The sequence below is a fragment of the Natroniella sulfidigena genome (genome assembly GCF_023223645.1).
GTDB lineage: Bacteria > Bacillota > Halanaerobiia > Halobacteroidales > Halobacteroidaceae > Natroniella > Natroniella sulfidigena.
The window spans coordinates 13,642-26,014 of record NZ_JALKBY010000003.1 but is presented as its reverse complement, the minus strand read 5'-3'; the positions used below and the strand labels follow the sequence as shown (position 1 = coordinate 26,014).

Sequence of the window (12,373 nt, the reverse complement as noted above, 5' to 3'; positions counted from 1 at the left end):
TCAACTGTAAACTGTATTCCCGAGGGTGTGATTATGGAGTTAGATATTATTCATCTTGATATGGATGCTTTCTATGCAGCGGTTGAAATGAAGGATAATCCTGAATTGGTCGGTAAGCCAGTGATTATTGGTGGATTGAGTAGAAGAGGGGTGGTCAGTACTGCTTCTTATCAGGCTAGAAATTATGGAATCCATTCGGCGATGCCGATGCATCAAGCCAGAAAACTTTGTCCACATGGGGTTTATCTTAAACCACGCCATGGACGATATAAGGAAGTATCAGCTAAAATTCAAGAGATCTTCTGTCAATATACAGAGTTGGTTGAACCGTTGTCGTTGGATGAAGCATTTCTAGATTTGAGTCAAAATGATAGAAATAGTCTCCAGTTGGCCAAAGAGATTAAGCGTAGAATTAAAAAAGAGGTAGGTTTGGTTGCTTCGGTAGGAGTTAGTTATAATAAATTTTTGGCTAAGCTAGCATCTGACTTTGATAAGCCAGATGGATTTAAGGTTATTTCACCTTTTGCAGCTGAGAAGATATTATTTCCGTTGGATGTTAGTCAGTTGTGGGGTGTTGGCCCGCAAACAGAAGAAAAGTTAAAGAGATTAGGCTTGCATAAAGTTAAAGATATTGCTCAAGCTGATAAGCATTTTTTAATTAGAAAGCTAGGTAAAAAAGGTTATCAATTATATAATTTAGCTTGGGGAAAAGATGAGCGGGAGGTCACCCCTGCTGGCCCTCCTAAATCAATTGGAAAGGAGACGACTTTCAGGTTTGATCTAGATGATAAAGCAGCAGTCTTAGAGAATTTAAAGCGATTGAGCCAACAGGTCGCACAACGAGCAACTAAAAAAGGGGTCAAGGGTAGGACTGTTACTGTTAAGATAAAATATGAAGATTTCACTGAAATTTCTCGCAGTAAGACTGGAGAAAGGTATCTTGAAGCACAAGAGCAAATCTATCAAGTGGCTGAGCAACTGCTAGAAGATATTGAATTAAATAAAAAGATAAGGTTAGCTGGAATCAGTTTATCAACCTTAAATCATAGTGATTTTAAACAGCTGAAACTATTTGATTAAGTGGTCTTGTGGCCACTTTTTTATCATTAAAGAATTGTGTTTTTTAGAGGTTGTGGATAACTTTTAATAGTTTGTATTTGTTGGTTTTACTTAAACTCAATCTTAGACTTAAACTGAGTTGCCGGAGCAACTTTTTTATTATTTAGGAAGCTCTGCTTTTTAAATGTTGGGGATGGTTTCTAACTGTAAAAAAATAGAGTAATAAGATATAAATTATAATTTTGACTAATAAGACTAAAACAGGGAGGAGTTTATTGTAAATTATTGAATTAAGTTAAATAGATAGACTTCATTTGGTTTATAATAAGTGATGTAGATTGATTGTAATTGCAGTTAACAGTTTATAATTGATAATTGAGAGTTAAATATCAAGTTCATAAAGTCAAAGGTTTTGAAGCTTTTAACTATCAATTTTAAATTATCAATTATCAATTGAATTTAAGCTAAGAGGAGGATGTTAATGGCTAATCAAAAAGAAAAGCCACAAGTATCTTATTTTTGTATGGAATATGGTTTAGATAATAGTTTTAATATTTATTCAGGAGGACTGGGAATTTTAGCTGGTGATCATTTAAAAGCTGCTAAAGATGATGGTGCTCCGTTAGTTGGTATCGGTATTTTATGGAAGCAGGGCTATCATTATCAACAAATTGATGAAGAGGGCCAACCCTATGATAGCTATAAGATTTATGATTATGATTTCTTGAAGGATACGGGAGTTAAGGTTAAAGTTAAGATCAGACAACGAGATGTTTACTGTAAGGTTTGGAAAGTAGATGAGTTTGGTCATGCCGATCTATATTTATTAGATACAGATCTTCCAGAAAATGATGGTGCAGATAGATGGATTACTGGGCAACTTTATGGTGGATTTTCTGAGGAAAGAATTGCTCAGGAGATGGTACTAGGTATTGGAGGAGTTAGAGCATTACGAGAGTTGGATATCGAACCAGATGTCTATCATTTTAATGAAGGGCATGCTGTCTTTGCGGGGGTTGAGTTGATCAGAGAAAAGATGGAAGAAGAAGGAATTGGTTTTGATCAAGCTTGGCAAGAGACGAGAGAAGATATAGTCTTTACAACTCATACTCCAGTAGAACAAGGAAATGAACGACATTCTCACTTATTATTAAGGTATATGGGAGCAGATCAGAATTTGACCACAGAACAGATGGTAGCTTTAGGAGATGCTCCATTTAATATGACTGTTGCTGGTTTAAGATTAGGTCGGAATGCAAATGGGGTGGCACAGCTACATAAGAAGACAGCACGCAAGATGTGGGATTATGTAGATAATGCTCCTGAAATTTTAGGAATTACTAACGGGGTGCATCGACCGACTTGGGTTGATGATCGAATAGTTAAAGCATTTAGGGATCAGGAAAATGTTTGGGAGACCCATCAAGAGATAAAAAAAGAGTTATTAGAATATGTAAAGCAGAAGAATGGAGTAGAGTTAGATCCCGAAAAATTGTTAATTGGATTTGCTCGCCGTGCTGCTCCTTATAAAAGAAGTGATTTAATCTTTACTAATGAAGCAAGGGTTAAGGAATATTTAGAAGAAGGTAAGATTCAAATCATCTTCTCTGGTAAAGCCCATCCATTAGATGATATGGGTAAAGAGATTATAGCCAATCTAGTTGAGATGTCTAAAAAATATCCTGAAAGTGTTGTCTTCATTGAAGATTATGATATGGAAACGGGTAAATGGTTGACACGAGGATGTGATGTTTGGTTGAATAATCCACGTCGTCCTAAGGAGGCAAGTGGTACTTCTGGAATGAAAGCTGCAATGAATGGAGTACTTAACTTAAGTATTCTTGATGGATGGTGGCCAGAAGCTTGTCGCCATGGTAAGAATGGTTGGGCGATTGGAACTGAGCCTAAGACTGCCGAAGATTTTTCAGGAGATCACGACGAGAAGCTTAAGAAGTTAGATGAGTATGATCTGAAGAATCTCTATCAAGTTTTATTTAATGAGGTCTTACCTACTTATTATGAAAAGCAAGAAAAGTGGGTCAAGATGATGCAAGCAAGCCATGAAGATACTTATCAAGAATTTTCTGCAGCAAGAATGGTTGAAGATTATTATCAATTAATGTACAAAAAGACAAAGTAAAGTGCTATCAGCCAGCTGTGAAGCTGGCTTTTTCCATAGCAGTTAGTAACTAGTAATTGGTGATTAGTAATTAGTGATTAGTGACTAGAGCTTAATTACAATTATGTGTCAGTTATGTGTGTGAGTGTGAGTGAGGTCAAAACCATAAGGGATAAGGTTTTGCTTTTACTCACACACACTACTCACACTGACACTAAGTATCAATTAAGTATCAAATTAAAGCGAATGATTTTGGTGGTTAAATGTTTTTAACTGTCAACTGTACACTGTAAACTATCAAGGAGGGGTGTTTAAATGATGACTACTGAGTATCCTTTGAATAGAAGCTTAGGGGCCAACTATAACCCTGAACAGACCGAATTTGCTGTTTGGTCTCCTAAGGCCAATAATGTTGATTTGATCTTATATGAGCCAGATCCTTCTCAACAAAACGGGGGGCAGGTTGTTAAGATGAATCAGGATCAACAAGGGGTTTGGAGTGTGACTGTGCATGGTAATCAAAAAAATAAACTTTATAATTATATTGTAGAGATAGATAATGAGATCAAGTGTGCTGTTGATCCTTATGCTAAGGCAGTAATCCAGAATGGACATAAAGGGGTAGTTGTTGATTTGGCAGAAACTAATCCAGTAGAATGGGAGAAGGATCAAAAACCTCCGTTGGTTGAATTAGAAGATAGTATTCTTTATGAGATGCATGTCAAAGATTTTTCAATTTCTCCTCATTCAGGTATGGAGCATAAGGGCAAGTTTTTAGCATTTACTGAAGAAGGAACTACGATTCCTAAAACAGAGATCAAGACAGGGATTGCTCATTTAAAAGAGTTGGGGATTACCCATATTCATTTATTACCTATCTTTGATTTTGCTACTGTTGATGAGAGTGTTGACTATCAGTATAATTGGGGTTATGATCCGCAAAATTATAATGTTCCAGAAGGTTCTTATGCTAGAGATTCTGCTAATCCATTGGTTAGAATTCGAGAGGCAAAGGAGATGGTTAAATCTTTACACCGTAATGGAATCCGAGTGGTTATGGATGTTGTCTATAATCACACTTATGAAACTATAAATTCTAATTTTGGTAAGTTGGCCCCTGAGGTTTATTATCGGTTTGATGAACATGGTAATTATTCTAATGGTTCTGGTTGTGGTAATGAAATTGCTTCTGAACATCCGATGGTGCGTAAATTTATTATTGATTCAGTTAAGTATTGGGCTCAGGAGTATCATATTGATGGATTTAGATTTGATTTAATGGCTCTTCATGATCAAGAAACGATGGAGTTATTAGCTCAAGAGTTAAAAAAGATTGATCCTAGTATCTTAATCTATGGAGAACCTTGGACGGCTGATCTTTCTCCGTTGCCGATTGAAAAGCAGATGAAAAAAGGAGTTCAACAAGAGTCTGGAGTTGCTGTCTTTAATGATGATTTTAGAGATGCTCTAAAGGGTAGTACTAGAGGAGAAGATAGAGGTTATGTCAGCGGTAAATTAGATGAGGAGACGATCGAGAAGGTAAAAGTAGGAATCATGGGAGGGATTGATTCCTTCAGTTTTGATCCTGAAGAGGCTATTAATTATGTCTCAGCCCATGATGATCTAACCTTGTGGGATAAGATTAAAAAGAGTAATCCAGATGCTAATCGTGAGGATAAGGTCAGAATGAATAATTTGGCTAATGCAATTGTACTGACTTCACAGGGAATTCCATTTTTACATGGAGGGGTTGAGTTTTTAAGAACTAAATATGGGGTGGAAAATAGTTATAATTATCCCGATGCCATTAATCAACTTGAATGGGAACGAAAAGTTTATGATTACGAGACTTTTGAGTATTACCAGGGATTGATTGAACTAAGAAGAGAGCATCCAGCATTTAGAATGAATACTGCTGATCAAATCAAAAAATATCTACAATTTTTGGATAGTCCTGAAGGTGTAATTGCTTATCAGCTACAAGAGCATGCTAACGGTGATCTGTGGGAAGAGATTATTGTAATCTATAATCCTTACCCAGAGGCACAGCAGATATTTTTACCGACTGAGGGGTCTTGGAAAATTGTGGTGGCTGATCAGCAGGCAGGCGTTGAAACATTAGAGGTATTAACGGATAAGCAAGTGATTGTGCCTAGGATTAGTACGATGGTGCTATATAAATAATAGTTGACAGTTGACAGTGTATAGTTTACAGTTAAGATCAAAATCTTAAAGACTTAAGACCATTAACCCCCTGTAATCATAGGTTTATATTGATTTTAATGTTTTAATTCTCTTAACTGTCAACCGTCAACTGTAAACTGTACACTGATATAAAGTGGCAAAGTGCCACTTTATATCAATTGCTCTTTACTTTCTTTTTTAGAAATTATATCATAAATTGAAAGGGGGATGAGTGATGAATAAAATTGATCAGTTTATAGTCTTTAAATTGGGAACAGAAGAATTTGGAGTCAAGATCACACAGGTGCAAGAGATTATTAAGATGAAAGAGATAACAAAGTTGCCACAGAGTGCTGATTTTATTGAGGGGATTATTAACCTAAGAGGGGATATCATTACTATTATTGATTTAAGAAAACGGCTAGAATTTGAATATGATCCTGAAGCTGAAACTAGGATTATAGTAGTAAAGATTAATGATATTGATGTAGGTTTTATTGTTGATGATGCCTCTGAGGTGGTTAGAATTGCTCAGGAAGAGATTTCTCAACCTTCAGGGGGCATGGCTGGAATCAAGACGGAGTTTATCTCGGGGATTGCTAAGCTAGAAGATAGGTTGATTATCTTATTAGCTCTAGATAAATTATTATCTACAACAGAGCAGGCTAAATTAGAAGAAGTTGCAGATGAAAATTAATCGATGTCAACTGTTTGTAAATTTATAGCTTTTAATATATAATTAATATAAGCAAAATATATAGTAGGAGGAGTAGAGTATGAACAAAGAAGATCTGTTAGAAGTTTTAGAAGGTTATAAGAAAAAAGCTTTAGCTCGGAAGAAGAATTATGATTTAGCACCACGTCCATTATCAACTACTGAGGTTGAAGCAATAATTGCAGGATTAGAACTAGAAGATTTAGCGGAAGAGACATTTACTATCTTTGAGGAAGAAAGTTTGGATCAATTATTACTAAGATTGTTGACCGAGGAAGTAAGAAGAGGAACTTTCCCTTCTTCTCATGTCAAGGCAGAAGGTTTAGCTGATATTGTAAGAGAAGAGCTAGTGACTGATTACTTATCACAACAAGAAGCATTAGAGTTGTTGGCCCAGATGAAGGGTGGAGCAGCTACTGGTGAATTAGTGAAGCTATTAGAAGAAGAGTATTTTGTTGATCAGATCATAGGAATTTTAAAAGAGACGGTCTTAATTAATCGGACAGAATTTGATAAATTAGCCCAGTTAGCAGTAGATAATGATGCTGTTACAGAGTTAATTAAGGGTTGGGCTGAACGAGAGTTTGCTACAGAGTGGAAGTTAAAAGATAAGTATCAAGGTTTATCAATTAAGGTTGGAGATAATATTACTACTGGCCATTTGAGCCCTTCTAAAAATGCTGATAGTCGAACTGATCATCCGTTACATGCTCAATTTATTATGGATGGTCGAGAAGATGAAGCTGACTTTTTAGAGCGGTTAGAGGAGTTGAAAGAAGAAGGCCAAGATATATTCTTTGTAGCAGGAGCAGCGTTAGGAGAAGGTTCTTCACGAAAGTCTGCTACCTATACAATGTTACAGGTTTTAGGTAAGCCAGTTGCTGGTGAGCCAGAAAAGAAAGAAGGTGGAGTTGTAATTGCTAAAAGCTTTGCTCCAATCTTTAAGAATTCTTTAGTAGCCTCTGGTATTTTACCATTAGAGTGTGATACTGATAGTATTGCAGAAGGGGATCAATTGAAGGTAGATTTAGAGAATGAAATCTTAATTGTCAATGAAGAAGAAATAGAGGTTGAATTACCGATTCAGTATAACTTAGATAAGATAGCTGCAGGCGGTATGACTTACTTTGATGCAGGTAATGAATTGCAGCAATGGGCTGTTGATTATTGTACAGAGCAAGGAGTTGACTTTGATCAAAGCAAGTTGCCAGCAGGAGCTCAAGCTGAAGAGGAGCGGGTACCACAGACGTTGGCCCAAAAGATCGTTGGTCTGAATCGACTTGATGGTAAAGATACAATCTTGCCAGGTGAGACTGCTACTGTTAAGATTAGAGGAGTCTATTCTCAAGATACTACAGGGCCAATGACCCTTGATGAGTATCAAGCTATGGCTGGAGAAGATTTTGGAGCAGAGTTTGTAGTTCAATCTTTATGCCATACAGGTGAGTGTCCATCTACAGAAGATCGGGACAGGCATCAATTTATTGAAGAGTTTGTTACTGAGCGGGGTGGAGTCTGTCTTGAACCTGGTGAAGGGATTATTCATACAATTGCTAATCGTTTCGTCTTACCGACAGATGTAATCGTTGGTGGTGACTCTCATACTAGAACACCACGAGGGATTTCTTTCCCTGCGGCTTCAGATATTGTAGCAGGTGCGATGAAGTATGGTAAGCAGGATCTAACGATGGATGAATCAGTAAGGGTTGTCTTTACTGGTCAACCTAAAGAGGGTATTACTGCTAGAGATCTAGTCTCTACATTAGTAACTTATGCTGAAAAGACTGTAGGTAAAGAGGTTTATAATGGTCGAATTATTGAGATGGAAGGAGTCGACTTTTTAGATTCTGATGAGCGATATATCCTGACGAATGCTGTAGCTGAAAGGAGTGCTTCAGCTGGAGTTGTAGTCTCTGATCAGAAGACTATCGAAGCGATTGAGGATAATTTGGAGTATTTAAAATCTAGAGTAGATGCTGAGACTTCTCCATCAGTCAAGGAGACGATCGCATCAATTGAAGAGTTTTTAGCTGATCCTATTCTTTTACAGCCTGATGAAGATGCTCAGTATGCAGCTACAATTGAGATTCCTTTAGATGAAGTCGAGGAGCCGTTAGTAGCTAAACCACACCATCCTGATAATGTAGCTGGCCTATCAGAAGTAGGTGGAGTAGAGTTGGATGAGATCTTTATTGGTAGCTGTGTTGGAGGAGATTTAGAGAGTATCCAAGCAGCAGCTAGGATTTTAGAAGGTAAGCAAGTACCACAGGGGGTTAATTTTGTAGTCTGTCCTGCCTCGCGTGATATTTATAATCAACTAGCACAGGATGGTAGTCTAGCTAGCTTAACAGCAGCAGGTGCTACAATTACGATGCCTGGTTGTGGTTTATGTATGGGTAATAAGCGTAGAATTGGCTCTGGTGCTACTGCCCTGACGACGACAACTCGTAACTATCAATCTAGGATTGGCCCGGCTGATGCTAAGACTTATTTAGGTGGTGCTCATGTAGCAGCAGTTGCTGCCATCTTAGGAAGAATTCCTACAGCTGAAGAATACTTTGAATACTATAAGTAATTTAGTGTGAGTGTCTGTGTGATTAAAAAGCATAAGTCCAAGTACGTTTAAGTTAATAAATATGAAGTAATTAATAACCCCCTGCTAGTTAGCAGGGGGTTTTGTTATCACTAAGGAAATTATGATTTTAGAGCTTGTATTTGTTGGTTTTACTTAAACTTAATCTTAGACTTAAACTGAGTTGCCGGAGGCAACTTTTTTATTGGTTTTAAATGGGTTACTTAGACTCAGACTTAACCTTAAGCTAAAAAAGTGGGTGAAAACCACTTTTTTATAACGAAATTAGTTCTAGAGTCGGAGGTACTTGTTGGAAATTAATGATTAATTTTTCTGACTCTTCTGTATCTATTGAACAGGTTAAATTGCAATTATTATTAAAGTCGATTAATAGCTTCTTCTCTTGTTGATCATAATCAGCTGATACTTTAGTTGGTAATTTAATCTTAGTAAAGTTGATGATTAAAATTTCCGGTTCAGCAATGATTTGGTAGTGTGGGTTGGCTCCGACTATTACTCTAAAGAGTTTTTTGATCAAACGTTTATTATTAGTTCTATTTAATAAATTGGCTAAATTAGCAAGAAAAATTTCTTGATCAGCAGTGGGGTTAAGGTCTGAAATGTTGGCCCTTAATTGATCAATCTTTTCTAAATCTTGCTCAAGTTTTTCTACTTTTATCTCTTGTAAACTAGTCAATTTTTCTTTAATAATCAAATTTAAATCTTGTGGATGATTACCTTCATAGAAGGTAATTCTAAGATCTGTATTATCTTTATCATCTTGTTTCCATTTGGGCAATCTATCTACAATAATTTTTGTTATATCTGGAGAAAGAAACTTTCTTTTTAGCCAGTGTAAAACTTTTTTAGCGAACTTTTCATACCTTTTTTGTAGTAAAGTTGGTAATTGTTCAAAATAAGTTAGGTCTTTTTTCTGTTTGATTCTAGTACGTTTAGTATATTGTAAAATATAATTGGTATCTTTATTGATTAGTGATTTTAATTTATTACAAACAATAAATTTCAATAAAAAATTATTACTACAAGTCAGTTTATCATCTAATGATTGCCTTAAATATTGAAAGCCAGTTTCTGTCAATATATATTTATTTCTTTTACCTCTAGTAACCAATTCAGTCTTCTCCCTTTCAATCTGTTTAAGATAATTACGGATTGTTTGTGGAGTACAGTCAAAATATTTAGCTAAATTTTTGACTGTATACTTACTTTCCATAATAGATTCCTCCTTTATACTACTTATTTTCTTTATTTTCAATTAAAACCCTTGTTATTTTTTCAATAAAATTACATTTTTTACTCAAATAAACTATAACCATAGGCTAGATACCTCAGTAAAGTAGCTTAGATTTAATTATAAGATTATTTAATATAATAATCAAACTGAAATTTGTTTATAATAATTTAAAAACAAGGATTATTGTATTAAAAGAGCTGTTAAGTTTGATTAACTACTTGATAAATCAACTAAATCAAGAAAGGAATGATTTCAATTAACTTTTTTACTGTATTTAGTCAGGTTTTAATTTTATTTTTTATTTTATTTTTAGGATTCTTCATGAGAAAATATAATATAGTTGATGAAAACCTGAATGAAAATTTAGCCAATATTGTTCTTTCTATTAGTTTTCCTGCTTTAATTTTAATTTCTATGGATTATGAATTCAGTTTAGAACGATTAATTACAATTAGAGATATGTTTTTGATTACTTTAGTGATCTTTTTAATAATGATTGCAATTGCATATGTTGTAGTAAATTATGTAATGAGTTCTACACCCGATAAAAATTCAATTTATCAATTTATGATAGTTTTTGGTAATACAGTATTTATAGGTTTTCCAATTATTGATGTTATTTTTGGGAGGGAGGGAATATTTTTAGCAGCAATTTATAATCTTGTGGTAAATATATTCTTGTGGACTTTTGGGGTAATAATTATGACTAAAGATGAACAAGGAGGTGGATTTTCCTATAAAAAGTTATTAAATCCAGGTATAGTAGCTGTTATACTTGGCTTTGTAATATTTCTCTTCTCGATAGAGATACCAGGATTGATTAATGATTTACTTGAAATGTTGGGTGGAACTACAACTCCTTTAGCCTTGCTTGTAGTTGGTTCAACTTTAGCTAAGGTTGAAGTATCAAATGTCTTTTCTAACTTTAAATTATGGACAATTGCTTTATTCAGGCAGCTTGTTTTTCCATTATTAGTATTTATTATTTTGAATTTATTGAACTTTGATTTTTTGATTGTAAGTATTAGTGTTATACTGACAGGAATGCCGATAGCATCTCTTACAGCAATCTTTGCTGAGCGATATAAAAAACACCCTCCTGTTGTAGCCTCTGAAGGAGTCTTCTTTGGTACTTTATTAGCATTGGTAACTATTCCTCTAGTAGTCTCCATTATTACTTGAAGTAATAGATGTTTATTAAATGTTGGTTATTAACCAGCATTTATTTTTGCTTTATAACTTACAGAAGTATTAATTTATTATAGAACTATTAATTAAAGAGTGATTATGATACAATAACAAACATAATTAATTCAATATAATGAGCAAGAGAAGCAATTGTTTTTTATGAAGAAAGGGTGGTTTTAATCCGATTTATAGCAATTTTCAATCAAGTTTTAGTTCTATTTTTATTAGTATTGCTAGGCTTTAGTTTTAGAAAGTTAGAAATTGTTAAGCCGAGTATTGATCAAAACTTAAGTGGGTTAGTGTTAAATCTTACTTTACCGGCTTTAATTATAACTTCTATGAATTATGAATTTAGTTCTGAACGACTAGCTAATTTAAGTAGTGTTTTTTTTATTACATTAGCTGTTTACTTATTGATGATTTCAGTTTCTTATCTGATCAGATTTATATTACCTAGTACAGAAAAAGAGAAAGACATCTATCAATTCATGATAATTTTTGCCAATACAGCGTTTGTAGGTTATCCTGTTATAGATTTGATTTTTGGAGCAGAGGGTATTTTTTTAGCAGCAATTTATAATGCTATCTTTAATTTAATGATCTGGACGATAGGGGTCTTCATTATTAATCCTCGAACTAGCAAACAAGAGTTTTCTGCTAAACAGTTATTGACTCCAGGGATTGTAGCAGTAATGATTGGGATGCTTCTCTTCTTATTTTCGATTGATTTACCCGGGCCAATCCTTACTACCTTAGAGAAAGTAGGGGGAACAACAACTCCTTTAGCATTATTTGTTGTCGGTTCAATTTTGGCCCAAATAGAATTGAGTCGAATCTTTACTAATTTTAAATTATGGTTGATAACTTTATTGCGACTGATTGTTTTACCTTTTTTTGTTTTAGCTCTATTAAGAAGTTTACCAGTTAATGATCTAGTTTTAGGGGTGACAGTTATTTTAACAGGAATGCCTGTAGCTGTTACTGCGGTTATATTTGCTCAAGAATTTGGTGGAGATTATGAATTGGCTTCAGAAGGTATCTTCTTAACTACATTATTATCTGGATTGACGATTCCGTTAATGATCTATTTGTTGTAAGTGTTTAATTACAATTAAGTTTAAGTTTGAGTCTAAGTCTAAGTAAGAGCTAAGCTCTTATGTTTCTAGTGATTGACTTAAACTCACCTTCGGGTTTATAAAAACCCTTCGTAATAAAAACCATTTCCTCAGCCTTAAACTTAAGCTATTTATCAATTTAATTCAGGTTATAGATTTTAAGGTT

General features: G+C 34.6%; 8 protein-coding genes. 7 read left to right on the top strand and 1 reads right to left on the bottom strand.

Annotated elements, in window-relative coordinates; translation table 11 throughout:
* Positions 1-33 precede the first annotated feature (33 nt).
* The 5 genes from MWH28_RS02650 to MWH28_RS02630 all read left to right on the top strand — a co-directional run bounded on the left by MWH28_RS02650 (position 34) and on the right by MWH28_RS02630 (position 8,652).
* The gene (locus MWH28_RS02650; protein WP_248617718.1) at positions 34-1,080 is read left to right on the top strand and encodes a DNA polymerase IV; all 1,047 of its coding nucleotides are present in this window, start codon (positions 34-36) and stop codon (positions 1,078-1,080) included.
* Between the two features lie 460 nt (positions 1,081-1,540).
* On the top strand, positions 1,541-3,199 hold the full coding sequence (gene glgP / locus MWH28_RS02645; protein WP_248617717.1) for an alpha-glucan family phosphorylase: 1,659 nt from the start codon (positions 1,541-1,543) through the stop codon (positions 3,197-3,199).
* Positions 3,200-3,493: 294 nt separating this feature from the next.
* Positions 3,494-5,362 carry a type I pullulanase gene (gene pulA, locus MWH28_RS02640; RefSeq protein WP_248617716.1) on the top strand — a complete coding sequence of 623 codons (1,869 nt, stop codon included), beginning with the start codon at positions 3,494-3,496 and terminating at the stop codon, positions 5,360-5,362.
* Positions 5,363-5,597: 235 nt separating this feature from the next.
* Positions 5,598-6,059, top strand: coding sequence for a chemotaxis protein CheW (locus MWH28_RS02635; RefSeq protein WP_248617715.1), 462 nt, complete (start codon positions 5,598-5,600; stop codon positions 6,057-6,059).
* Between the two features lie 79 nt (positions 6,060-6,138).
* Positions 6,139-8,652: a bifunctional aconitate hydratase 2/2-methylisocitrate dehydratase gene (locus MWH28_RS02630; protein WP_248617714.1), complete on the top strand. Its 2,514-nt coding sequence runs from the start codon at positions 6,139-6,141 to the stop codon at positions 8,650-8,652.
* A 271-nt stretch (positions 8,653-8,923) separates the two neighbouring features.
* Here MWH28_RS02630 and MWH28_RS02625 read toward each other — a convergent pair whose 3' ends face one another.
* Positions 8,924-9,883 (bottom strand): hypothetical protein, encoded by a 960-nt coding sequence (locus MWH28_RS02625; protein ID WP_248617713.1) that lies wholly within the window; start codon positions 9,881-9,883, stop codon positions 8,924-8,926.
* 267 nt (positions 9,884-10,150) lie between these two features.
* Here MWH28_RS02625 and MWH28_RS02620 point away from each other — a divergent pair, with 267 nt between their 5' ends.
* Together MWH28_RS02620 and MWH28_RS12955 are read left to right on the top strand one after the other, a co-directional pair.
* Complete coding sequence (locus MWH28_RS02620; protein WP_282580103.1) at positions 10,151-11,086, top strand: AEC family transporter; 936 nt, start codon at positions 10,151-10,153, stop codon at positions 11,084-11,086.
* 176 nt (positions 11,087-11,262) lie between these two features.
* Positions 11,263-12,189 carry an AEC family transporter gene (locus MWH28_RS12955; protein WP_248617711.1) on the top strand — a complete coding sequence of 309 codons (927 nt, stop codon included), beginning with the start codon at positions 11,263-11,265 and terminating at the stop codon, positions 12,187-12,189.
* The last annotated feature ends 184 nt before the right edge of the window (positions 12,190-12,373 follow it).